Source organism: Vibrio cholerae ATCC 14035, from assembly GCF_000621645.1.
In the GTDB taxonomy this organism is placed as follows: domain Bacteria; phylum Pseudomonadota; class Gammaproteobacteria; order Enterobacterales; family Vibrionaceae; genus Vibrio; species Vibrio cholerae.
In genome coordinates this window covers 97,485-121,752 of sequence record NZ_JHXR01000010.1, presented here as the reverse complement: position 1 = coordinate 121,752, position 24,268 = coordinate 97,485, and the positions used below count along the sequence as shown (strand labels likewise).

The 24,268-nt window shown below is 46.3% G+C and carries 23 protein-coding genes; 13 read left to right on the top strand and 10 right to left on the bottom strand.

Annotation, left to right across the window (positions count from 1 at the left end):
- Positions 1–74 precede the first annotated feature (74 nt).
- The gene (locus T411_RS0107455; RefSeq protein ID WP_000383983.1) at positions 75–962 is read right to left on the bottom strand and encodes a LysR family transcriptional regulator; all 888 of its coding nucleotides are present in this window, start codon (positions 960–962) and stop codon (positions 75–77) included.
- A gap of 89 nt (positions 963–1,051) precedes the next feature.
- On the opposite strand from T411_RS0107455, the gene T411_RS0107450 reads away from it, so the two are divergent.
- Entirely contained in the window at positions 1,052–2,263 is a 1,212-nt protein-coding gene (locus T411_RS0107450) for a multidrug effflux MFS transporter (RefSeq protein WP_000993857.1), read from the top strand.
- Between the two features lie 41 nt (positions 2,264–2,304).
- Here T411_RS0107450 and soxR read toward each other — a convergent pair whose 3' ends face one another.
- Complete coding sequence (soxR, locus tag T411_RS0107445; RefSeq protein WP_000426189.1) at positions 2,305–2,751, bottom strand: redox-sensitive transcriptional activator SoxR; 447 nt, start codon at positions 2,749–2,751, stop codon at positions 2,305–2,307.
- A 179-nt stretch (positions 2,752–2,930) separates the two neighbouring features.
- Between soxR and T411_RS0107440 the strand changes: the two genes are divergently transcribed.
- The 3 genes from T411_RS0107440 to T411_RS1000000121490 all read left to right on the top strand — a co-directional run bounded on the left by T411_RS0107440 (position 2,931) and on the right by T411_RS1000000121490 (position 4,852).
- Positions 2,931–4,133 carry an MFS transporter gene (locus tag T411_RS0107440; protein ID WP_000414458.1) on the top strand — a complete coding sequence of 401 codons (1,203 nt, stop codon included), beginning with the start codon at positions 2,931–2,933 and terminating at the stop codon, positions 4,131–4,133.
- A 130-nt stretch (positions 4,134–4,263) separates the two neighbouring features.
- On the top strand, positions 4,264–4,614 hold the full coding sequence (locus T411_RS0107435) for a hypothetical protein (RefSeq protein ID WP_001187740.1): 351 nt from the start codon (positions 4,264–4,266) through the stop codon (positions 4,612–4,614).
- A gap of 103 nt (positions 4,615–4,717) precedes the next feature.
- A complete protein-coding gene (locus T411_RS1000000121490) occupies positions 4,718–4,852 on the top strand; it encodes a hypothetical protein (RefSeq protein ID WP_001058399.1) in 135 nt (44 codons plus the stop codon).
- Positions 4,853–4,980: 128 nt separating this feature from the next.
- Here the strand turns inward: T411_RS1000000121490 and T411_RS0107425 are convergent, their stop codons facing one another.
- Both T411_RS0107425 and T411_RS0107420 read right to left on the bottom strand, forming a co-directional pair.
- A complete protein-coding gene (locus T411_RS0107425; RefSeq protein WP_001093088.1) occupies positions 4,981–6,282 on the bottom strand; it encodes a dicarboxylate/amino acid:cation symporter in 1,302 nt (433 codons plus the stop codon).
- Positions 6,283–6,546: 264 nt separating this feature from the next.
- The gene (locus T411_RS0107420; protein ID WP_000060640.1) at positions 6,547–7,440 is read right to left on the bottom strand and encodes a DMT family transporter; all 894 of its coding nucleotides are present in this window, start codon (positions 7,438–7,440) and stop codon (positions 6,547–6,549) included.
- Positions 7,441–7,669: 229 nt separating this feature from the next.
- Between T411_RS0107420 and T411_RS0107415 the strand changes: the two genes are divergently transcribed.
- Positions 7,670–7,966 carry a DUF134 domain-containing protein gene (locus T411_RS0107415; RefSeq protein WP_000113593.1) on the top strand — a complete coding sequence of 99 codons (297 nt, stop codon included), beginning with the start codon at positions 7,670–7,672 and terminating at the stop codon, positions 7,964–7,966.
- 170 nt (positions 7,967–8,136) lie between these two features.
- On the opposite strand, the gene T411_RS0107410 is transcribed toward T411_RS0107415, so the two are convergent.
- Positions 8,137–8,766, bottom strand: a complete 630-nt coding sequence (locus T411_RS0107410; protein WP_000706545.1) for an esterase/lipase family protein — start codon at positions 8,764–8,766, stop codon at positions 8,137–8,139.
- A 500-nt stretch (positions 8,767–9,266) separates the two neighbouring features.
- Between T411_RS0107410 and T411_RS1000000120115 the strand changes: the two genes are divergently transcribed.
- The 3 genes from T411_RS1000000120115 (at position 9,267) to T411_RS0107395 (ending at position 11,856) form a co-directional block, all read left to right on the top strand.
- Entirely contained in the window at positions 9,267–9,623 is a 357-nt protein-coding gene (locus T411_RS1000000120115) for a winged helix-turn-helix transcriptional regulator (RefSeq protein ID WP_000382996.1), read from the top strand.
- A 277-nt stretch (positions 9,624–9,900) separates the two neighbouring features.
- The gene (locus T411_RS0107400; RefSeq protein ID WP_001997721.1) at positions 9,901–10,590 is read left to right on the top strand and encodes a hypothetical protein; all 690 of its coding nucleotides are present in this window, start codon (positions 9,901–9,903) and stop codon (positions 10,588–10,590) included.
- 42 nt (positions 10,591–10,632) lie between these two features.
- A complete protein-coding gene (locus tag T411_RS0107395) occupies positions 10,633–11,856 on the top strand; it encodes a zinc-dependent metalloprotease family protein (RefSeq protein ID WP_000710203.1) in 1,224 nt (407 codons plus the stop codon).
- Between the two features lie 12 nt (positions 11,857–11,868).
- Here T411_RS0107395 and T411_RS0107390 read toward each other — a convergent pair whose 3' ends face one another.
- Complete coding sequence (locus T411_RS0107390; protein ID WP_000637371.1) at positions 11,869–12,585, bottom strand: NUDIX hydrolase; 717 nt, start codon at positions 12,583–12,585, stop codon at positions 11,869–11,871.
- Between the two features lie 398 nt (positions 12,586–12,983).
- Between T411_RS0107390 and pncB the strand changes: the two genes are divergently transcribed.
- Together pncB and T411_RS0107380 are read left to right on the top strand one after the other, a co-directional pair.
- The gene (pncB, locus tag T411_RS0107385) at positions 12,984–14,291 is read left to right on the top strand and encodes a nicotinate phosphoribosyltransferase (protein WP_001069589.1); all 1,308 of its coding nucleotides are present in this window, start codon (positions 12,984–12,986) and stop codon (positions 14,289–14,291) included.
- A 30-nt stretch (positions 14,292–14,321) separates the two neighbouring features.
- Positions 14,322–15,362 (top strand): oxidoreductase, encoded by a 1,041-nt coding sequence (locus T411_RS0107380; protein WP_001134027.1) that lies wholly within the window; start codon positions 14,322–14,324, stop codon positions 15,360–15,362.
- A gap of 36 nt (positions 15,363–15,398) precedes the next feature.
- Here the strand turns inward: T411_RS0107380 and T411_RS0107375 are convergent, their stop codons facing one another.
- The 3 genes from T411_RS0107375 to T411_RS0107365 form a co-directional block, all read right to left on the bottom strand.
- Positions 15,399–15,755, bottom strand: coding sequence for a rhodanese-like domain-containing protein (locus tag T411_RS0107375; protein WP_001249602.1), 357 nt, complete (start codon positions 15,753–15,755; stop codon positions 15,399–15,401).
- Positions 15,756–15,769: 14 nt separating this feature from the next.
- Complete coding sequence (locus tag T411_RS0107370; RefSeq protein ID WP_001882958.1) at positions 15,770–17,326, bottom strand: EAL domain-containing protein; 1,557 nt, start codon at positions 17,324–17,326, stop codon at positions 15,770–15,772.
- Between the two features lie 175 nt (positions 17,327–17,501).
- The gene (locus T411_RS0107365; protein ID WP_001010777.1) at positions 17,502–18,152 is read right to left on the bottom strand and encodes an HAD family hydrolase; all 651 of its coding nucleotides are present in this window, start codon (positions 18,150–18,152) and stop codon (positions 17,502–17,504) included.
- 189 nt (positions 18,153–18,341) lie between these two features.
- Between T411_RS0107365 and T411_RS0107360 the strand changes: the two genes are divergently transcribed.
- Complete coding sequence (locus T411_RS0107360) at positions 18,342–20,120, top strand: SulP family inorganic anion transporter (protein ID WP_001006513.1); 1,779 nt, start codon at positions 18,342–18,344, stop codon at positions 20,118–20,120.
- Positions 20,121–20,161: 41 nt separating this feature from the next.
- Here T411_RS0107360 and T411_RS0107355 read toward each other — a convergent pair whose 3' ends face one another.
- On the bottom strand, positions 20,162–21,841 hold the full coding sequence (locus tag T411_RS0107355; protein WP_001275247.1) for an RluA family pseudouridine synthase: 1,680 nt from the start codon (positions 21,839–21,841) through the stop codon (positions 20,162–20,164).
- 771 nt (positions 21,842–22,612) lie between these two features.
- Between T411_RS0107355 and T411_RS0107350 the strand changes: the two genes are divergently transcribed.
- Positions 22,613–22,897 carry a type VI secretion system PAAR protein gene (locus T411_RS0107350; protein ID WP_000526403.1) on the top strand — a complete coding sequence of 95 codons (285 nt, stop codon included), beginning with the start codon at positions 22,613–22,615 and terminating at the stop codon, positions 22,895–22,897.
- A 67-nt stretch (positions 22,898–22,964) separates the two neighbouring features.
- Positions 22,965–23,885, top strand: coding sequence for an SEL1-like repeat protein (locus T411_RS0107345; protein WP_001901866.1), 921 nt, complete (start codon positions 22,965–22,967; stop codon positions 23,883–23,885).
- Positions 23,886–24,268 lie beyond the last annotated feature (383 nt).

Genomic DNA, 24,268 nt, shown 5'->3' with positions numbered 1-24,268 from the left:
TTTCAATCATTTACTGAGCAAAAAAATTAGACTGCAAGCAGGAATTTCGATCTATTAATTGACATTAAAGTCACTTATTCAGTTTTGTTTTGCACTAACTTCTGCTTTAAATGATCAAGGAATAGCTGAGTACGGGTATGTTGGTACTCCAATTTGGGGTAGTACGCGTATACGGTCGCTTGATCTATAGTGACATCAGGCAATAGGCGAACCAAATTGCCCTGTTTTAGCTCTTCTTTGATCATAATATGCCCAGTGACAATAATCCCCATGCCGGCTTTCCCTGCATAAAACAAGGCTTCAGGGTTGGTGGTGGCGAAATTGCCCGTTAACGTGAGACGTTTGCCTTGCGCTGTTTTTACTTCGCGAAATGTTTGCTCCCCCCAGCACAGCACATTGTGCTCAGTTAACTCCTGTAGCGTTTGTGGAACGCCATGTTTAGCCAAATAGCTCGGAGAGGCATAAAACGCCGCTTGATACTCAAATAGGGGAGTGGCTTTGAAGCTAAGCGAATTGAGCTGCTCAATTTCACGGCTGATGAACAGATCGAGATGCAGTTCAGGTAATTGTCCCGGTGTGGTGGTGATGAGCTGAACGCGGATATCGGGATAGCGTTGTAAAAACTCATCGAGGTACTGCATCAAAAATTTAGAGCCGACCGCTAAGGTTGCACCGATACGCAGCAAGCCTGCGGGCGTTTGGTTGACGGAGCGTGTTTCATCGACCACGGATTGCCAGCTTTCTAACTGTGCTTTGGCTCGTTGATAAAAAAGCGCTCCGGCTTCGGTCTGCGTAACTGAACGTGTCGTGCGTTTCAGCAGTTGAACTCCAATACGCTCCTCAAGCCAGTGAATACGCTTACTGACCGCCGAACTGGTGGTGTTGAGTTTGCGTGCTGCGCCATTGAAACTGCCTTCCTCAACGACTTTGATGTAGGTTTTTGCGCTCTGCAGCCAGTCCATCTCGTGCCCTTATTTATTCTTGGTTGGAACTAATTTATTTCCAATTTGCGAGATTATCAAATAAGAGTTGCCAATATAGACTCTCTGCCATGAACGCACAAACCTCTACTCGTTTTCGCCGCACCCCCATGCTACTTGCGATGATGATCATCGCTACTGGCCAAGTGGGTGTGAGCATTTATTTGCCCTCACTGCCTCTGATTAGCCGTGATTTACAGGTCGATCAAGCGAGTGCGCAGATGCTCGTCACGCTCTTTTTACTGGGTTTTGGTGGCTCACAGCTATTTTATGGCGCACTGTCCGATGCCGTAGGCCGACGCCCGACGTTTTTGCTTGGGCAAGGTATCTATTTGCTAGGTACTGTGCTCTGCGTGATGATGTCGGATCATTTTCAAGCTCTTGAATTTGGACGCTTATTGCAAGGATTAGGGGCGGGCAGTGCTTCGGTACTTGGGCGTAGTGTGTTGCGAGACAGCTATGATGGTTTCCATCTGACCAAAGCTCTCTCATATCTCTCAATCACCGCCTCAATCATGCCAATTATTGCACCAGTCCTTGGCGGATGGCTGGCGTACCATTTAAGCTGGCAGTCGGTGTTTATTTTTGTGCTGCTCTATATTGGAGCGATTTTTACGCTCGGGTTGATGATCCTGCCAGAAACGCTGCCTTACCCAAAACGGCGAGTTCAATGGCGTGGCATTGTGATTAACTACGCTAAACTGCTTACTAATCAACAAGTCACCAGTAGTGCAAGTTACAACTGGTTAAGTTATTTAGCCAGCTTGGTCACCTTATCCATTTTGCCCTTTCTGCTCCAAAAACAGCTAGGTATGACCGCAGCCGATTACGGATCGACCCTTATTATTCCCTCTTCAGGTTTATTACTGGGCAGCGTGCTTGTAAACATGCTGACTTCTCGTTTTTCGGTGCGTCAATTGCTGGGGTGTGCGATTAGCTTGATGGTATTTGCGGGCCTTTGGCTGCTGCTGACCGAATTCTCCGTGTTTAACCTGATTTGGGCTTTTACTTGGCTGAGCATCGCGCAGGGCATCTCTTTTCCATTGGCTACAACGCTTTTGTTATCACCTCATAAATCACAAGCGGGGGCGGTTTCTGCGCTTTCTGGTTCGATTCAGATGGGGATCGCAGGTTTACTGGGAGGATATTTGGTGGAGCATTGGGTGACTAGCCAAAATGCAATGGGTGTGTTTTATATTCTGGTCGGCATCACGATGTTGAGTGTGTTGATCGCAACGAAAAAAGCGCACTCGCAGCCTAGCGCTGCGCAAGTGCCGATGTAAGTAAGCTGGGTTTACCGTCTAAGTACAATGTCAAATCTGGTTTAACGGCTCCACTCTTCTGGATGCGATAAGCGTGTTTTATCCGCGAAAGTCATAGCGCGAATATCTTTGGGATTGTAGATAGCACAAGACTCAAGAGATAAACATCCGCAGCCAATGCAGCCGCTTAAGTCCTCTTTCAATGCGTTTAATTGTTGGATCCGATGATCGAGAAAATGGTGCCAATGAGAAGCCATTTGCTGCCAATCTTGACGAGTGGGCGCTTCATGTTTTGGTAAATGTGCCAGAGCTTCGGCAATCTCTTCTAAGGTCAGTCCGACCATTTGTGCGGCCTTAATCACCGCGATCCTGCGCAGTACACTACGATCGTAACGCCGTTGATTGCCTTGATTACGCCAACTATGGATCAATCCTTTCTGTTCATAAAAATGCAACGCTGAGACCTTCACGCCCGCTCTTTGCGCCACTTCGCCTACTGTCATCTCCATATGATTTGTCTCCCATTGACCGAACGAGCCTTCTATTTCCTGCCCACTTGAAGTTGCAGCCGTGCGGGTTGCAACGCTAAGTGGTTTGGGTACACCCGTTTTATTGAAAAAAACGCTTTACCTAAAGTTAACTTGAGGTATTACCGTAGCACCCAGTTGGCTTCAATTGGAATATTAACATGGAAAAAAATAATACAACGCGTGCGGGATACTACCTTACAGGACTGTTTTTTGATGGTATTTCGTCAGGACTATTTATGATGGCATTACCTTGGATGATGCTCTCAAAACCAAATCAGGGCGCTTTTGTGGCGATAGTGGCTTTAGTTTGTACGGTGCTCTCTTTTCTTCTTACCCCATTTTTCTCAACCTTAATTGATCGCAGCTCTCGAAAACAGCTTCTGGTGTTGGTGCAGGCTTTACAGGCCGGAACCGCTGTAGTGGTGGCGTTGTGTTATGGCGCGGGTTATGACTCAATGGGATTATTAGCAGCCGCTCAGCTCGTATTCTGGACATCGAGTAACTTGGCATGGTCAGCTAACAATGCGTTTACCCAAGAGCACTTTCAACCCCACGAATACGCGTCCATTTCAGGTAAACAAGAAGTGATTATGCAAGCGACCACGCTGGGATCTGGCGCATTGGGGGTTGTACTGCTTGAAATGTGGGGCATGTTTGAGTTTGCATGCTTTGCGGCTTTAGCTTCTGGGATCGCAATGAGCAGTTATTTGTTGGCACCTTATCGTCGTCAATTACGACAAACTCACTCGGCCTCTTTTTTCGAACAAATCAAAGAGAGCCGAGAGGTGTTTACTCTACGCCCACAGTTTTACGCGTTTCTCATGCTCTCGACGTTAACCTACCCAATCTTAACGTTTCTGAGCAAGTTGGTGCCGATCTGGTTTGCCGAGATGAATATTTCAGGTGATTGGTTTGCGGGTTATAACATCGCTTTCGGTATGGGCTCTTTAGTCACTGGCCTGTTTGTGAGTCGGTTGCTTGGGATCAGTACGCATCCAAAGATCATCATCGGAGCCATGCTATTGGCAACGATGGCATTGATTGGGATGAGTTTGTCGGCATCGCCGCAGTCACTGATTCTCTGTACTTTTTTCTTTGGTACTTTTAACGCCTTAAATCGGATTGCCCGCACGAATTGGATGCACTATAGCGTCAACATTGATCAGCGTGGGCGTGCCGATGGTGGGTTACAAATGTTTTCGACTTTAGTGCAAAGTGTCAGTTATGTCGCCATTGCTTTCCTAAGCCATTTTGGGCTAACTCAGTTAGGTTTTATGTTGGCGGCGATGGTGATGGTTGCTGCCGTTTTTATGATGGTGCGACTTAATGGTCGTATGAAGCTAAGCGCGGTGCTTGCCTAAGCTAAGAGGGCAATCCAAAGTGGTTAGGAAAAGGTTTCTCTCTCCATCGAGATTCACTGCCGCTCAGGTGGAGAAGTGTATATAATCGCCGCTCATTTTTATGGGGAAGTGCTTTCTACGGGGAAACATCATGCAACAGAGTCAATTTGAAGCCTTAATTAAACTTTTATGTGAGCAAGCGACGTTACCGCAAGCCCTAGAACTGCTAAAAAGCAGCGAAGACGAGGCGATTGCTGAAGCGGCGCAATCGCTTTCAGGTCAGTTTGCTTTGGCTGAAGTCGAAGGTGAGCAACGTATTTACCATGTGACCACGGAAGTGGATGAGCAGGGCGAAGAACAAGAATACGTCGAACACATCATGAACGAAGGTGACGACGTGGTGAAATTTGTCGCTTGGTTCTTTGATGGCTTTTTCGATATCAAGCAAAAAGACGTTTACCAAGCGGCAGGTAAAACGTACAAACAACCAAAACGCCATTAATTTGTAATAAAACTACAAAAAAACGTGACCATACTCTTGTTTTGTTGTTTTTCGCTGTTATATTGAGCGCAAAATGTCACTCAACAACAAAGAGGCATGTGTTATGAATAATGAACTCGGTTCTGTTTACCTAGGCCAAATGATCGCTAAACAAGCGATGCATCAAGCTCAGTTTGGTAAAAGCAAAACGAAAAAGCGCTCTTTATTACAGAGAATGCGTCAAAAGTTTAGCCAATAAGCTTATGTGATTAAGCTTTTGTGTTTGAATGTTCAGCCGAAAGCGGGAAAACGCTAGACTAAGAATGATATCGCCCCACAAATGTGTGGGGCGATTTTTTTACGTCACATTCAGTGAAGTCGCTAAGTTTACTGAGCTTGAGATAAGTGAACCGTTTCTTCTTTTTCACCCGCTTTTGGATCGGCAAAACGTGCTTCATCAAAGGCGTTTTCAGATTTCGCCACAATACAAGAGACACAGGCATCACCAGTGATATTCACTGCAGTGCGGATCATATCCAGTAGACGGTCGACACCCATGATCAGCGCAATCCCTTCCAGTGGCAGACCCACTTGGTTAAGTACCATGGCGAGCATAACTAAGCCAACGCCAGGCACACCCGCAGTACCGACAGAAGCCAGTGTCGCGGTCAGGATCACCATCAGGTAATCGGTCATGGTGAGGTCGATGTTAAAGGCTTGCGCAATAAATGCGGTCGCGACACCTTGCATGATCGCAGTGCCATCCATGTTCACCGTTGCACCGAGTGGTACGGTGAAGGAAGCCACTTTGTTATCGACGCCCAAACGGTTTTTCACCGTTTCCATGGTGACAGGAATGGTGGCATTGGATGACGCAGTCGAAAATGCAAACATAATCGCATCTTCCATTTTGCGGAAAAACACCATTGGATTCAGGCCTGCAAAGGTTTTCAGCATCAACCCATAGGTGACGAAGGCATGCAGTAACAAAGTCCCCGCCAGCACCACAAAGTATTCAGCTAAATTCAAAATTGCCCCCAGTCCGAGTCCGGTGAAGAGCTTGGCCATCAAGAAAAATACGCCGTAAGGAGCTAAGTGCATCAGCATCGCAACCAGCTTCATGATCACTTCATTGAGATCATTGAACACCTGAGCAATGCGCTCTCCGGGTTTGCCAGCAGCACTGATTGCCACACCAAACAGAACGGCAAAGATAATGATCTGCAAGGTATTGCCTTGCGCCATTGCACTGATTGGGTTGGTTGGGAACATATCCACAATCACTTTACCCAGAGACGGGGCTTCCGCCGAGGTAAAATTGCTGGCGGCGGTTAAATCTGCCCCTGCTCCCGGTTGAAATAAGCTGCCCATAGTGAGTGCAAGAGTGATGGCAATCGCGGTGGTGGCGAGATAAAAACCTAAGGTTTTACTGCCCATTCTGCCCAATGTGGAGAGATCTTTGAGTGAGCTCGTACCACATACCAGTGAAACAAACACCAGTGGCACGACTAACATTTTCAAGCTGGCGATAAAAATCTTGCCGCCAACATCAAACAGTCCATTAACGATATATGCGTCTACAAATCCATTTCCTGCAAACAGGGCGCGAATCGCAAATCCAGTCAAAATACCGGCTACCATACCAAGGATGACCTTAGCGGTGAGCGATAACGGTTTTTTGGTATTCATCCAGAACACTCCTTATAGTTTTTCGCTCTGACATCATTGCAAAGCGAGCCGGAGGTTAGCAGGCGTAATCAAAAACTCGAAAATAAAAAGCAAATCTCGCTGTTTGGTTGTGATCTTTATCACTTAAATGGCTGGTTTTTGTCGTATTTGGTAACAAAGTTTTAGCTTTAAATCTTGTCTTTATTATCAAATGCAACATATAAGTTTGCATATGCAACAAAAATCGCCATTCTCAACGGGTGAAAATGGCGGGGGTGAAGAGGGTTAATGCGGTTGCGGTTGGCGTGAAAGTCGGGCGTTACGTAGAGAAAAACCGGTAACCAACATGGTACCTGCCAAGACTAGTAAAGTACCGAACAGGGTGTTGAGCCCTATCGGTTCATCGAGGATCCAGTAGCCCCACAAGATGCCAAAAACGGGGATGAGGAAGGTAACGGAAAGTGTGGATGCCGCACCAATGGCTTTCACCAAACGGAAATAGATTAAGTAAGCCAACCCAGTACAAATGACCCCAAGCAATATCACCGCTCCCCATTCTAAGCTGGAAGGCGTTTCACGTAGAGGAACAAACCACATCAGTGGAGCAACCCATAAACACGCGGCCCACATACTGCCATGGGCATTTTCAAACGCGGAGAGCTGGGGTGCTTGTTTGGTGTAGTTGGTGGCTAAGCCGTAACTGGCTGCTGCGAGCGCGGCGCATACCATCGGTAGCGCAGCGTGATGTCCTATCGCCACCATATCCCATCCTACAATAACCGCCACACCGCTTACGCCTAGCAGAAGCCCAGCCACCGCTTTACGGGAGAGAGGAGTACCATGCCAGAGAAAGCCAATCACTGCTCCCCAAATGGGCGCTGTGGAGTTGAGTATGGAGAGTGTTGAAACATTTAGAGTTAACGCCGCATAAGCAAACAGTAAAAAGGGAACGGCGGTATTGATTAAGCCCAAAATCAAAAAATGTGGCCAATGCTGGCGTATTGGCAGTGATCGCCTGAGTAGCTGCGCCACTAAAAAGAGACTGAGTGCGGCAAATCCTACGCGAGCTTCTATCAGGTAAGCGGGACCAAAGCTGTGGGCAGCAATACGCATAAAAAGAAATGATCCGCCCCAAATCGCAGCCAAACAGAGCAGTTGCAGCAAGTTCACCAACGACATACTTCTCCCTCCTTCAATCTAAAGAGCACTCACTCTCGGCTACAAAGCGAAAATATGCAATCAGCAAATCGATTAGATTGCCAGAAATGGCCTGTGTTCTGTTAAGTGGGCAGTTTATGCGGCCAATTGGACTAATGCCTGAAGTTATGCTGTCTGAGTCATCTGTCAGTTGAATTCCCTCTGCATTTGCTTTTCAATAGCCCGGTGAATAGCAAAAGGAATCTTTCTCGTGGCTCGTCCTAAAATTCCGCGCCGAATTGAGTGTCATCCGCCAGCATCGTGTTTTAAACCCAACGGTGTTCCTATCAGACAGCTCGCTCGTGTTGAGTTAGCCCCAGATGAACTGGAAGCGTTGCGATTAGTTGATCAGCTTGGCTTGCAGCAACAGCAGGCTGCATTGCAAATGCAGGTATCAAGACAAACCTTAGCCAATTTGGTCAAAGCAGCACGTTTTAAGGTGGTCGATTGCCTGCTTCATCAAAAAGCGCTTTATATTCAAGCTATTGATAATAAGTCATCGGATTAAGCTATTAAACCAATTGGGATAAACAGCCTGCGAAACGCCAGAGTGAGTGATAGATTGTGTGTCACAGAACCGCTGTGACCAACCACTTTCTCCTTCTATCCATGCGTTGAGAGTGGTTCTTTTGCCAAGCGCATTATTCACCTGGCTCCCCCGAATAGAGGCTTATCACCTCATTCGGGGATTTTTTTATGCTGAAATTGATTGTGGCGAATGAAGTAGTCAATTTGACGGGCGGTTTTATGGCTGTAAACCAATCCAGTATGGCTTTGATGCAAGAGAAGATGATCAGTCATTCCTGAGATTTGAGTCTCGGCAACCGTGACCGTGCCATCACACATTCCTGAGCCACCGAGTAAGATTGGGCGAAATCCGAAACGCAATGTTCCTGCAATGCAACCCAGCCGTTGTGGCAATTCCCAGCTATCTTGATGCAATTGCAAGCCATACAGATGTGCGTTACCTAACATAGCTCCTAGCCCTAACTGCTGGATCTTAGGGACAATCGATGCCCCTTTAAGGGGGGAGGCCAAAGCAACCACATGAGAAATCACATTGGGTGAAGGGTGACGAGAACGTAGGTAATGTTTGATCATCAATCCACCCAAACTATGTCCTACCAACACGTTGATGCGATCTTGTGCTAGTGCGCTGTCTATGGTCTGAAATACTTTTTCATCATCGATGGCTAAAGTGTTGTAGCTGATCACTTCTGTCTGATATCCGAGTTTATTGAGACGTTGCGCGAGAGGTTGCATAACCAAACCATGCATATACAAACCGTGCAGTATTACAATCTTCATCAGTCGCAGAACCTTTGCCGAGGGTAAGGCCTATTATCTAACCATGCTTGAATAGGAATAAAAAGGTAGGAGCTCATTTTTCGTCTGCCCCCTTCCTACATGGAGCAGCCGTGTTGGCTACGTTCGGTCAACCCAATCACATGGTTTAAATATGTTAATGAGGATGAACGCACTTGTCTCCTACCTGTAACTCCAAGTCGTTTGGCTAAAGGCCTAGAGAAAGTTCACCATGATGATTGCTTATTCAAAAAATCAGAACAAGACTTGATGTAAATCGTCGCATTTTTATCTGTTTTATGTTGCAAGTATGTTTCTTGTATATTGGGTGTTTGATATTCATATAATAAAAGTACTAATTACTGTTTTCTAATATGTAGATTAAGGGAGATATAATATATCTACTAACTATTTGTAACCGAATTATTGATGAGCGAATAATTTTAATGAATCTATTCCAGTGTTATGATGGTAAATCAAACACAGCAAAATAGAGAATATTCGTGGACGTAAATATCAAATCACCAAGAATACCCATTAATGATACTGTTGCCTTACAGCAGTTAGAGAGAATATCAACGAAGTGGGTCACGCATATACTTTGGCATTTAGACTCTTCTGAGTCCGCTCGTTTTGGTGAACTTCAATATTCATTGAATGGCATTTCAGCAAAAATGTTAAGCCACAGATTGAAGATGCTTGAAGAGATTGGCTGGGTATGGCGTGAGCAGCAGCCTACCATACCCGTGACGGTTTATTACGGTTTGACCAAATCGGGTCGAGTCGTGGCGAACGGATTATATCGGTGGATAGATCATGTCGTCGAAAATGAACGAGAACCACTTTTAGAAAGTAATTAAGTAACGAATTCACTCACTTTAGCCTGCAATCTCATTTGCAGGCTTTTTATTTATCTAAGTTAGACTGTTTTAACCATGTCATGAAATATTCAAATCAATGTCATGAATTAAATTATGATAAATAGACGTATTGATAAAATTTGATCACCATTCAGTGATTTATTTAATTCCATTATGTTGTTTTTTATTTCTGGTACAAAGTCACACAATCTAGATTGTGATCCTATGTCGTTTTTATTTATAACAGCAACACTTATTCATCACGTATGTGTATCAAATGAAGTTATCAAGAATGTTATTTTTATCGTTTGTTGTTCTATTTTTTTTAGGTATTTCTTTACTCTATTTTACCTATTCAAGCACACCGCGTACTAATTTGCCTGATGAGCGGCAGGAGCACGTCATCGCTCCGAAACCGGCACCTGAGATTGAGTTATCGATTCACGAACACCCTGCTGTTGAGCTTGAGTCAACGGAAAATCGGGTTGTGAATGAACAGGAAGAGGTGCAAGAGCAAGGTGAAGCTCCTCGCGTGATCGAGCCACAAAACCTAGAGCAAGTCTGGCTGCCCATCAATCCTACGCCTGAACTGGCAGACCTGAAGCCGAAGAGCCAAGCCGTCACTGATATTCAAGCGATTGAGTTTGAAAATATCGATCAGTTTCGCGTGTTAATGGCGGGGGATTCAGCCACTTTGCCGCTGCCAAATGGAGAGAGTATTCGAGTTCTGATTGATGAGGCGCAAACTCAAGCTCAAGGCATACAAACATGGGCCGGAAACTTTGAGACGCAGGGTGGCACTTTTCCGGTGACATTCACTTTTGGCCAACATTCCATCATGGGTTTTATTGGTCATCCCCAAGGTTCTATCAAAATAGAAGGGGTCGGACACCAAGCATGGGTGTACCAAGTCCCTGATAGCCATGGTTTCGAGCACGATACGCAATCGCACGATCGCGCTCATTAACCTCGCGCTTATCGCGCATTTACACAAAAACTAGGAGTTATCATGAAAAAGGCGTCATTGGCACTGGCCGTAAGTGTCGGACTTTGCTCACCCGCAATTTGGGCTACGACCGAAATTGATGTATTAGGCTTATACACCCCAGATACTGCGAAAGGGTTTAAGCAAGAGCATGTCGCTCAAATGCAGCACAGTGTGAACGTAGCGAACAAAGTCCTTAAAGACAGTGGTCTGGATATCAAGGTTAATTTAGCCGCAACCAAAGAAGTGCAATACGACACACAACCGGGATTGAAGAAATCTCAGAGTGAAGTGCTTGATGCTGCAACTCCATTTAATCGGATCGACCCAGCTTTTGCGGATGTTGAAGCTTACCGTCAACAAGTTGGGGCGGATATGGTGGCTATTTTTCGTTACCTTGATGTTAACAATTCGCCCGACTACGAACGTCAACCGAATGGTTCTTATTCGATAAGCTGTGGTTTGGCTTGGATTGTGGCCCCTTCAGCGTGGAAATATCCACAAAATGCAAAGAAAAGCATGTATAGCCACAGCTATTTAAATGAGTGTGGCGCGGAAACCTTTATCCATGAATTAGGGCATAACTTTGGTTTGAACCACGCTCATGAGCAGTACCGAGAGTTACCTCATCATAATAATGGCACAGAAGTCGATGCTTATGGTTATGGGATTAAAGGGCAATTTGCCACCATCATGGCATACCCGCACTTATTTGGCGTGGGGCGCAGTTATAAGTTCTCTAGCCCCAATTTACAGTGTGAAGGTGCTCCTTGTGGTGTGAAAGATTATGCTAACTCAGTACGTGCGATAGGCCTCACGGCTCCACATATTGCGCAAGTCTATACGGGTACAAAGCCTCCGGTTGATGATGGAAATCCTGGGGATACAGAACCGACAGACAATACGAATAACGTTTTTACGATAAAAGGCCCGCTTGCACTACCGGATATGAAGATCCTGACTTTGCCGATCGTAGTAAGTGCTCAGCAATCCAGCACGGCGCAGGTTGCGATTGATATTACCCATGAATACCGTGGCGATCTGAGCATTAGGCTGTTTGCTCCAGATGGAAGCTATTGGGTATTGAAGCAAGCAAACCGTTATGATCGTGGCCAAAGCTATAACGTGCAATTCACGCTAAATGATGTTGATCCGTCTGCTGCTGAAGGAGAGTGGCGTCTTGAGATCCAAGATCACTTCGGTGGCAAATTGGGCACCTTGAACCAGTTCCAAATCACCTTCCCGTAAGTGTTTAGTTTTTTAGCCACGCAAGCAAGTCTGAAAATAGATGACTTCGTTACTGGCTAAGCGATAAACCGTCGCAGGTTTGCCGCCTTTACCTTTGCTAGAGGCGGCAATTTTATTGGTACTGACAATTACCCCGGTATCGATCAGCCGACGTTTTACCGTCATGCGATTGACGTCCACTCCAAATTTGGCGTAAGCCTCAATAATGTCCGCCACCAAAAACTCCAGCTCAAGTGAGAACAGCACTACAGAAGTGTACTCAACCGCTGCGCGCAGTTTTTTCCATGCATGCTGAATTTGCGCCACATGATCAAACGCCAGAACTTGTTTACCTTGCAAAATCGTCTCTAGTGCAAACCAATTAACACGGCTCTTATCCATCTCAGCCTCTTCAATCTGCGTGACGTTGGAATGATTGAGCAGGGCATAGTGAGAAATACTGATGCTCCAACCGCTTGGATCGCGTTTAGGATTACCGTCCACCAAAGGATCACTGATGAAGTTGGGGTAAGTATGGATTTTCTGGCGGCAGATGCGCCGACGCGCGGAATCAAAATCTTTGTCAGCGGGTTCGCCACCTTGTGCGCTGAGATCCTCATCAAACACCCAACCACCGGGAATCGCCCAAAGACCGCAATCAGGGCGGTTTGGATTGCTGCGTTTGACCAACAAGGTCTCAATGCCCTTGGGGGCAAGGCGCAAACAGATCATATCAATGGTGACAATCATACAAGGTTCCTACATTAGGGTGCGGCTATTCTAGGTAACTGAATGGTAAGGGTCAAATGTAAATAACAAAATGTGATTAACTGAATGTTGGGCAGTTTATAGCAGACTGAATACCATATACCCTTCCTACTTGAAGCTGCAGCGGTGTTGGCAGCATTCACTCACCCCAATCACATCGTGTACCTATGCTCATGGGGATTCACTCATTTGCCGCCTACCTGCAACTCCAAGCAGTTTGGGTATAGAAGGCGTGCTGGCTGTGCTTTAACCGAAGATTCCTTCTCTTTATTGTGGGTTTGTCACAAAAGTTGACAAACATAGAGGGCTCCATTATCGTGCCTGCAAAAGTTAGCAACAAAATGTTACTAACATCCGAAGTGTACTGAAGGACGGCAATCATGAATCCACGCCTGTTTTCTCCCCACATCATTCGTAGCCTGCTCGATCTTGATGCTTATAAAATCAATATGATGCAAGCGATACACCATTTTTATCCGGATGTGTCGGTGCGCTATGAATTGATTGTACGCAGTGAAGAGGATGCCAGCGGACTTCTTGATGCCATCCGTCAAGAGATAGCTCATCTTGGCACATTGCGTTTTTCGGATGCCGATATTCATTATTTGACTCAGCATGCGCCACATCTCAAGGCGACCTTCTTGCAATCGTTGCGTTATTTCCATTTTGTGCCTCAAGAGCAAGTAGAAATGGGGATTGTCAAACAAGGCGGAAAACAGCAACTGCGGATCAGTATTCGTGGCAGTTGGCGTGACACGATTTTGTATGAAACCTTAGTCATGGCGATCGTATCTGAAGTACGCAGCCGTCAGCGTTGGGCTGAGGTGCCTGCTGATTTACCACTGAAGGTGCTCAAAACCAAGCTTGACCAATTAAAAGCGGAGATTGAGCGTCGTGGGATCAACAACTTTTCTTTGACCGAAATGGGGACCCGCCGCCGCTTTTCTAGCCAAGTACAGCGTGATGTGTTGGCTTGTCTTAAGCAAGAGATCCCACAATGGGTGCTGGGTACCAGCAACTACCATTTCGCTCGTGAATTTGATTTAAAGCCGATTGGCACCATCGCCCATGAATGGTTTATGGGGCATCAAGCTTTGGTTAATGAGCGCGATTCACAACAAGTGGCGCTAGAGCGCTGGTTGACGGCGTTTGATGGTATGCTCGCCATTGCCCCGACCGATACTTTAACCATCGATGCCTTTTTAAATGATTTCAACCGTCATCTGGCAAACGCTTATGATGGAGTGCGCCATGATTCGGGCTGCCCATTCCGTTGGGGCGATAAAATGATTGCCCACTACCAGCAGTTGGGTATTGATCCTACCACCAAGCTTTTCATTTTCTCGGATGGTTTAGATTTCGATCAAGCTCTGGAACTGTGTGAATATTTTGCTGGACGGGTGAAGATTTCTTTCGGGATCGGCACCTTTTTAACCAATGATTTAGCAAATTGGCGCAACGCGGCGGGTGTGGAGTATCGCCCACTCTCGATTGTGATTAAGCTTGCTGAGTGTCAAGGTCGCCCGGTGGCGAAAATCAGCGATCAACCGGAAAAAGCCATGTGTGAAGATCCAATCTTTTTGGCCAATCTCAAACGGCGCTTTAACATCGAATTGGATGTGGATGCGCTTATCCAAGAGCTGCGTCATCAAAAGCGTTCACCACGACACTATATTTCAGCGGCCTAATCGCCGCGAAGCCATTGGAGGCGACTTGCTATGCCCAATACCCCACTTAAGGTTGGCGTTGTCGGTTATGGATACTCTGCAAAAACGTTTCATTTGCCGTTTATTGACACGTTAGAATCGCTCACCTTAAGCGCGATCAGCTCCAGCCAGCAGCAAGTGGTACAAGAAGATTGGCCACAGATCGCCTACTTTGATTCGGCGCAGCGGCTCATCACTGAAAGTGATGTCGACTTGGTGATTATCACCGCGCCAAATAATGTGCATTTTCCTCTGGCGAAACTCGCTTTAGAGCATGGTAAGCACGTGATTGTCGAAAAGCCGTTTGTGACGCAGATTGAACAAGGCCGCACCTTAATTGAACTTGCGAGGCAGCAAGGGCTGCTATTGAGTGTCTTCCACAATCGTCGTTGGGACGGGGATTTTTTGACGGTCAAAAAGCTGATTGAGCAAGGACAACTCGGTGACGTGAAGGTATTCGAATCGCACTTTGATCGCTATCGTCCTGTAGTTCGTCAGCGTTGGCGGGAACAAGCGCAAGAAGGGGGAGGCATTTTGTTTGATTTAGCCCCCCACTTACTGGATCAAGCCCTAGTGTTGTTTGGTCTTCCGCAGTCGTTATCCGCAGATTGCCGGATGATGCGACCAGACGCCACCACCCTAGATTACTTTGATCTGCAATTGTATTACCCACAGCATGTGGTGCGCTTACACGCGAACTTGTATAGCCCAGAGCCTAATGTGCGTTATCAAGTCCTCGGCAGCCTAGGTAAATACGTGAAGTATGGATTAGATCCGCAGGAAGATCGTTTGAAAGCCGGAGAGCGTCCTACTCACCCTCAGTGGTCGCAGGAAATGCCCGAACAATATGGCATCTTGTATCACGCAGAGGGGAATGAAAACGTCATCACTGAGCTTGGGGGCTATCAGCACTATTTCACACAAGTGGTTGAGGCAATCCGAAATGGTGCATCCAATCCCGTGAGTGCAGAGTCGGCGCTGCAATCGATCCAACTGATTGAGCTAGCGTTAGAAAGTAGCGCCAAAGGCCAACGCTTAGCGGTGACTCTCTAACGTTAAAGCACTCACGCTTTAGGCTAAGCAGCGGAGCTATTTGTTCGCTGCTTGGCGCATTTCTTCATAACCACCACCGTTATGCACTCGAGTATAGCCTTGTTCAATCAAATATTTCTGAGCGATACCAGAGCGATTGCCACTGCGGCAGTAGAGCACGATAGGACGCTCTTTCTCGATGGCGTTAAACGCGGTTTCTACCTCGCTCAGTGGCCAGTTTAGCGCCGTATCGAGGTGTCCTTGCGCATATTCTTCGACGGTTCGAACATCAATCAAGAGCGCACCTTCATTGACCATCTGCCATGCGAGCTCTGCGCGCTCGGAAGCTTGAGCTCCAGAGCTAAACCAAGCACTCAATAAGGCCAATAACGCTTTTAATCCATTTTGTCGCATAACGAGTTCCTTCATTATATTTTGCTTGTGGCAAAGTTTAATGGTATCGAGGGTTGTTTTTCAAATGCCAAAACTTGCTCTAATGGCATCGGTTTGGCGTAAAAATAGCCTTGAATCCAAAACACATTTCGTTCTGCTAAGTAATCAACTTGGTATTGGTGCTCAACCCCTTCCGCGATGACTTCAATGTTTCCTCCTTGAGCGGAAGCGATGATCGAATCTAATACACTGATTTTTACATCGTGGGTGTTGATGGTATCGACGAACATTTTGTCGATTTTGATGCTACTGATTTGTAAGTTTTGTAGATAAGCAAAGCCACCGTAGCCAGTACCAAAATCATCAATTTTAAACTGATACCCTTTTTTCAAGAGGTAAAACACTTCCTCTTGCGCTTGAGTCATGGCCTTGATCGGAACTCGTTCGGTAAGTTCAAATTTAAGGCGCTCACTGTATGGCCAATGTAGCTCTTCCAATAAATGGGTCAGATGGTGTTGCTCAAGGTGGTCGGCGACTACATTAATGCTGACCCAGCGTGGTGCGGGGATCTGCGCGAGATCGCGATGGACTTGTTGAATAAGTTGGTTGGTGATCTTGACGACCAAGCCAGAATCTTCTGCTGCAGAAATGAATAGGCTGGGGGGTACAAGTTGGTGGCCTTTTTGCCAGCGTAGTAGCACTTCGTAACCTACGACCTCTTGCGTTCTTGAATCGACAATGGGCTGATAATAGGGAATAAACTCTTCATCTCTGATGCCTTTTTCAATCAAGCCTTCAATAGAATTACGATAGTTACGTAAAATCAAATAGCTTGCTGAGAGAAACACGCCAAGCAGTACTGCGAGAGGGATCCCCCAAGTGAAAACCTGTTGCCGTGCCAAAGTGAGTAAAGTCTCACCAGCAAGCAGGGTTTGTTCACTATGGAAAGGAGCGTTACCCGAATGCTGGCGAATAGAAAGCGGATTGGATTCCCCTAGTATGGCGATGTTGCCACGCTGAATGGCCAACTCATTGAGCATAGGATCCAAAAACTTAAAGTGTAAGTAAAAACAGTCACCACAAGGTTCACGCAATAAGTCTTGCGCCCAACTTCCATCCACCACCCAAAAGACACGGCCTCTTGGTTCGCTATATTGGATCAACAATTCTCGTGAAGCCGTTTGGGTTTTAGGTGTTGCAGAGAGAGTGAAGCCCGTCGGTTCAGCGGCGGATGAATCTTCTGCAAGAGCAATGGGATAACCTATGGTGGAACAGCCATCACCTTGTGCATTTTCAATGCCGATCAAACGAACAAATCGGTTGTAAAACTGTGGGTCACGGATTAGCTGTAGATCATGGTTATTACAAGTAAACGTCAGTGACTGGACTTGGTGCGTGATCATACTGTCTAAAGCCAGATTGCGTTGTTCTAGGTACTGATTAATCTCAGCAAATTTCTGATTAAGCAGATGTTGTGCGACAAGAGGAGCCCAGAGCGGCTGAGCCAATAAAAAAATAATCAAGGGTGAGAGTAGAATGGCAAACGCGATTCTCATCGGTGCTTTTGAAATCACAGTCTTTTCCTTAGCCATTGTAGAGCGTCAGCGTGGCAAATAAGTCCAAACTATGTAACACAATGAAATGCAAAGCAATGCATTGATAGATTTTGTTTATGAAAGCCGTCCTTGGCTCTCACTGAAGACCGAAGGCTGTGCAAATGTGTGCCTGATAAATGGGTCACTCACTTGCCGCCTGCCACAGTAGCTCCTAGTGATTGGGGGATAGCAGATCAATGACTTCATTTAGGCTAGTGCAAATAGGATGACCAAGAGCGATCACCTCGGGGCTCGGTTTGACTAAATCAGGGATCTGGAAAGCGTGCATTTGCGCTGCCATAGCGGCTTTGATGCCATTATTCGAGTCTTCAAACGCAAGGCACTGCTGAGGTTCGACACCTAAGCGCTCTGCCGCGAGTAAATAGATCTCTGGATGAGGTTTACCCTGAGTCACTTCACAGCCCGTGGTGATGTTCGCAAAATAGTGATCTAAACCAGCCAACTGCAACTTGATAAGTGCCACTTCTTTTTGGGTAGAGGTCGCGACAGCTACTGGGATTGAACGGGCTTTCAGCCACTCAAGAAGTGCGATCACCCCATCTTTATGTGGTATGGCTTCATGCATGACCACTGCGTTATAACGCTGCCGCCACTCGTTATGTAACCTTGGCAAATCTTCACCGTAAGCTTGGCTCAAAATGCCATTAATGGTTTTGGCATTACAGCCAATCACCGAGAGATAGACCTCTTGCCGAAAAGGCAATCCACAAGCGGTACACGCTTCTTGAAACACTCGCATACAGACCCGTTCGGTATCGAGTAGTAGACCATCCATATCAAAAATAGCGGCTTGAAAGTTCATCGTTCCCACCTACCACAAAAAAGTGAGCGGCTATTGTCCCATACTTTCCTGATGCAAGAGAACCCAAAACTTAGAACTGTAGTGGTTGGATCAGTAGATAAGGGTATTTTAGATCAGTAAATTAGCGAGAGAGTTGCGGCAATTTCCGCTAAACTATGTTGCAAAACAATGACAATTTAGTGTCAGCAGGTGAATGAAGTGAAAGCAGTGTGGATAAGGCAGTGGTTCCCCGGACTCTACCAATTTAAAGATTATCAACGGGGATGGTTAACCGATGATGTACGAGCCGCCTTTTCTGTTGTGGCTGTAGCGCTGCCTGTAGCGATCGCTTATGCGCAATTAACCGGTGTGCCTGCTATTGTCGGACTTTATTCGTGTGTTTTGCCTATGTTGGTCTATGCGCTGATGGGCACCTCACGCCAATTGATTGTGGGGCCAGATGCCGCCACTTGCGCGGTGATTGCGGCCGTGGTTACCCCTCTTGCTGCCGGAGATACCACCAAGCACTGGCAACTGGTGATGACCATGACCGCCATGACCGGTTTTTGGTGCATATTGGCGAGTCGGCTCAAACTGGGCATTTTCGCCGATTTTCTCTCAAGGCCGATTTTGTTAGGTCTGCTTAATGGGGTGGCGCTGACGATTATTGTTGGTCAGTTTGCCAAAGTATTGGGGCTCAAGTATGAAAAACGTTATCTGCTTGAACGGATTGTTGAAGCGCCAGAGCTGCTGTACTCCTTGCATTGGCAAACCTTGGGTTTGAGTGCGCTCACTTTAGCGATTTACTTAGTGATCAAGCGCTGGCAGCCGAGATGGCCTGCGGCGATGTTTGCAATCATGGTCGCGGCCTTGCTGGTGTGGGCACTGAATCTTGAAAGTGTGGGCGTACAAGTGGTGGGGGTTATCCAAGGCGGTTTACCTGAGTTCCAAGCTCCGGCTTTTGATTTAGGGATCAGCCGTGAACTCGTTATGCCTGCGCTCAACTTAGCGATGGTGAGCTTTGTGAGTATGATGCTCACCGCTCGCAGCTTTGCGGCTAAAAATGGCTACGATATTGATGCGGATAAAGAGTTCCGAGCGCTTGGTGTCGCGAATGTCGCAGCCGCCTTTTCGCAAGGCTTTGCGATCAGTGGTGCCGATTCCCGTACCGCAGTCAATGACGCCAATGGTGGTAAATCGCAACTGGTTTCGGTCATCGCAGCCTTGTTTATTGCGCTGGTGGCGGTTTTTGCTTATCAGCCTTTGCAATTTATCCCTGTCGCGGCTTTGGGCGTGGTGCTGATCATCGCCTCATTGTCTCTGCTCGATTTAAAAGGCGTTTGGAATTTAAGAAAGCGCGATAAAGATGCGTTTTACCTCGCACTCATCACCTTTATCGCAGTGTTAGTGATTGGGGTGATCCCAGGGATCACTTTGGCGGTACTGCTGGGTTTATTCCAATTTCTCAAATTGGTGATGCGCCCCACTGATCAAATGATGGGATTGGATGAGGAAGGAACGCTGCGCACACTCGATGGTTCAGAGAAAGCAAAACCGATCCCCGGCATGGTGATTTTCCGTTTCAATTCACCGCTGACCTATTTTAACGCGCCCTATTTTAAGCGGCGTATTCTCGATCAGACGGAGCGTGAAGGCGCCCAAGTGGGTTGTGTGATCATTGATGCCGTGGCCAGTTTTACCCACTTAGATCTGAGTGTGATGGCGATGCTGGCTGACTTACATGGCATCCTGAAAAAACGCGGTATCCGTCTCATTCTAGCGGGGCGTAAGCGCAGTTTACGCCATTGGTGTGATCTCACCGGGATCAATACCGCTGAAGGGGGAATCGTGCTGCGTGCCGATATGTATTTAGCCATCAAACTGAGTGGTTGTTACCTAAGTGCGATGGAAGAAGGCCATGTCCCTGTGGTGCAGAAGGAACCAGATATCAGCGTGTTGCTAAAACCAACCACGACCGAAGTGGCTTAAGAATGGTTAGGGGCTCAAATTGGGCCCCTTTTCTTTTTCGGTTAAAAATCCGCATCGACTTGGAAAGTCATGGGCTGCTTAGTGTAGGGATGAGCAAAACTCAGTTGTTCGGCATGCAAAAACAAACGTTTGTCTTGCAAGCCATACAAATCGTCACCGACAATCGGCGCATTTAAGCCAAGATGATGGGCGCAATGTACTCGCAATTGATGGGTACGTCCTGTATGTGGGTAGAGGTAAACACGAGTTCGGTTTTGCTCCACTTGCACGGTTTCCCAATGAGTGAGTGCAGGCTTACCTTGCTGCCAGCACACTTTTTGTCTTGGTCTATCATCCAGATCGCCACACAAAGGCAACTGGATCTCACCTTGTGTTTCGCTTAATTTTCCTTCGATAAGTGCGACATAGCGCTTTTGGACGGCACGAGAAATAAACTGCTTTTGCAACTGTTTGTTAGCACGTCGCGTCAGCGCAAACACCAAAAGTCCAGAAGTAGACATATCGAGACGATGTAGGGCAAATACCCCTTCTGCTTGGGTAAATTGAGCCTTTAAGCGCGTCAACACAGAATCATGCACATGCACACCGGGGACAGAGAGAAATTCAGCAGGCTTATTGACCACTACGATGGCGTCATCTTGATACACAATGGTGATGTCTTGACCTTGCGCCGGATTGCTGAGCAGTGGATTATCTTCCAGCGGCATCCCTTCTAACATGTGCGCCAAAATCGGTTGGCATTTACTCTGACATGCAGGATAGAACTTCTTATGCTGACGAATTTCCGATTTGGGGGAGCGCCCCCACCAGAACTCTGCCAATGCAATGGGTCGCAGCTGATGTTGGAACGCATAGTGTAATAGTTTTGGAGCCGCGCACTCGCCTGAACCTGCGGGTGGAAGCGGATTTTTGGTCACGGAAAATAGCTCAACCAAATCCTTTTCAACGCCACGGATATTGGTAAAACGATAGGCGGAGAACAGTTTTTTCTGCAGCGCCGCAGAGCGCTGTTTACGTTGCTGTTTCAGTTGCTCAATGCGCATGAGTTTATGATCTAACCTATGCTGTAAAGCCGCAATACGCTGTTCCCACTCTTGTTTGAGGCACTGTAACTGACGCTTTTGTTGCACACTTTCTTCCGCTAGGCGAGCCAACAGAGTGTGTTTTTCTTTTTCTGGTAGCTCTTCTGCTTGTAAGCGCTGCTGTTTTCGAAAGTGACGCTGCTTGTTGTGCAATATACGCCGCTGGCTCAGCTCATGCTCGGCTTGTAACTGAGATTGCTTAAGGGCACTAGCGAGTTCCGCAAGCTCCGGATCAGTTTCTTGCTCTCGCACTTGTTGGTTAATGGCCGCAATCTGATCGCCATCCACTCTGAAAAAAGACGCATCAGCAAAGCGATCAAACACAGGAGGAACAAATCCCGGCAGCCGATTTTGTTCAGCCAGTTGACCAGAGAACGCCGCTAAATAACCCAAGGTTCCAGAGCGATGCTGCACAACCAGTACTCCAAACATTTTGCCGTGAGCTTGTGGGTCGGTTTCCGTTAAACCAAAAGGGTGATACCAATCGGTTTGAGTGAGCAAATGTTGCTGTAGCTCATCGGCCGCAATTTCAGACAGTGGGTGTGGCTGATAACAAAATGGAAAAGTAAAGCGCTCGGGTAGCGCGATATGAGCGATGACAGAAGTGAAACGAGTGAAGCAATCGGGCAGTGCAGACATACAAATGACAGAGTGGGTAAAGCAAAGACGCATCTTACCTGCTTGGGTGAAACTTGTCAGTCTATGTTTCTATTGGTGATTGTTGACCTATACCGTGCCTACTTGAAGTTGCAGCGATATGGGTTACGTTCGCTCACCCCAATCACATAGTTTATTTATGCTCATGATGATGAACTTACTTGCCACCTTTCTGCAACACCAAGTAGTTTGGTTATCGCTCTTTCAACTTACAACAGTTCAATGTAGGGATATTTGTTCACCCTAATTAATGGTCGATGTTACATTTCAAAAACATATCATTTCCAAATGTTGTATTTGCCTGTTATATCATCAATATGAGTGAATTCTGGCCAAATGTTCGTGATAAAGGGTTATTGACTCTAATGTATGGTCTAGGATTCGCTTAAGTAAAAATTGCTTAATAAGAATGAACTAATTAATCCTATTAAACTCTGCGACTAAGTTATGAGGCTGAAAGGGTATTAATTTAATAGATTTCTCAATTAGGAGATAATGAAATAACACTATTAACTTTATTCACTTTTAATATTCACTTTAAATGAAGAAGAAACGCAAAAATGAATTGTTTTATATTTTCCTGACGTTTCTATGACAATTTTTCCTTTCAGGTAAGATCTTGCCCGCCTAGCAGGGAGGTGTTGTTTTTGGGCAATATATTGCCCAGTCATGAGGTTGATAAGCAAAAATGACCTCCCAAAGTATGGAACATTAATTGCTTTAACACATTTTACTAACCGATGAGGACAGAATATGGGTAACGGAATCGTAGTAGGGCATTTAGGTACAGATCATGATGGTTTCCCGCCAACGCCAGTGACCGCAGGCTCAGCAACTGTGCGTTATGATGGGATTCCAGCTGCTCGGCTTGGGGACCCCTTGGCCCCTCACGATAAACCAAAGCATCCCTCGCATGGCCGAGCGATTGCTGCGGGTTCTGGGACGGTGATGATTGATGGAAAACCCGCAGCAAGGGTTGGAGATGCGGTCGATTGTGGTGGCGTATTACAGGGAGCAAGCAGTGTCAACATTGGTTAAGACTCTGATTTTCATCGTAACTCTTCTGTTTATAGGACGTAGTTTTAGCGAAGAAAAAAACTACGATATGCAGCAGTTGAGTGCTCAGCAAGCCTACGAAAATGGTCGTTTGCTACGTGCGCAATTTAAGAACTTAGCGGCTCGCGAATATTTGAAATACGCGGCAGACCTTGGTGAGCCTAATGCGGCTTATCTTTACGCGATGGAAGTGGCCAACTACCGAACTACCATTCGAACCCCGCCTGAAAGCCAGCACTATTTATTGCTCGCCGCTCAAGGTGGAAGCCGTCAAGCGATGCGAGTGTTGTATCAAAACGGTGAGTGGCTCAGAGCTGCAGAACGCAGTTTATGGCAACAAACTTATTACGATACTTTGATTGAATTAGGCTCTCGTGAACCGAGTCAGGCCGCTTATGAGCTCGCGCTGTTCCATCAAAAGGATAACCCCAAGCTTGCCCAGCATTATTTAACGATTGCAGTTGAATTTGAACACCCCGCAGCTCTGATGCTTATGGCGCAACAGATTGAGCAAGGAGAGGGCAGTTATCCCATGCCTGGTAGCCGAGCAACCGAAGCTCGAAAAACGTATCTGAAAGCGGCGCAAACGGGCTATATCCCTGCGATAAGAAACTATATTCAACTTCTTGAAAATAAAGGTAAATACCAAGATGCCTATTATTGGCGCCAGCAGGCAGTACAGCGTGGCGATCTCACTTCTTTGGTGGCGATGGGCGGTATTCTCAGTGGACAGAGTGAGTTTTATCGTTTTGTCGAGCCTGATCTTAAGCAGGCCAAGGCTTACTTCAATCGATATTTAGAAGTGGCAGGCAGCGATCGCTTGAGTCATGTCTACCAAAATAGCCAAAAGCAACTGCTCGATATTTCAATGCAATTAAATGGGCATGAGAAAGAAATTGCAGAGAAAATAGAGCTTCAACTCGAAAATTATCAGCCTTTTTTCAACCATGATGCTTACTGGGATAATTAGTTCCCTGTTAAGTATTATTTAAGTATGGTTATTGGATATATTTTTGGGTAAAAGATCACGCTTCGGGTTTTTTTTCGATTACTTTTTTGTCTCCATGAATAGAATGCCATCTCATATTTATTGGGTATTAGATCACCGCAAACAATATTTATACCAGATAACTGATACATGGCAGCAAAAAGCTGCTAATGATAAGTTTGCATAATAAGCCCATTTTTCATCAATATATCAAAATACAACAACACTCTGTGACATGGCTTAGTGTGGGATTTATTTTCTCACAGTGTCACGGAAGTGATTGACTCTATTTCATATTTTGAAATGAGAGCCCTTAGTTATCACTAAGGATAAGTTCAAGATTCTTGGTTGATTGAATGATTTCA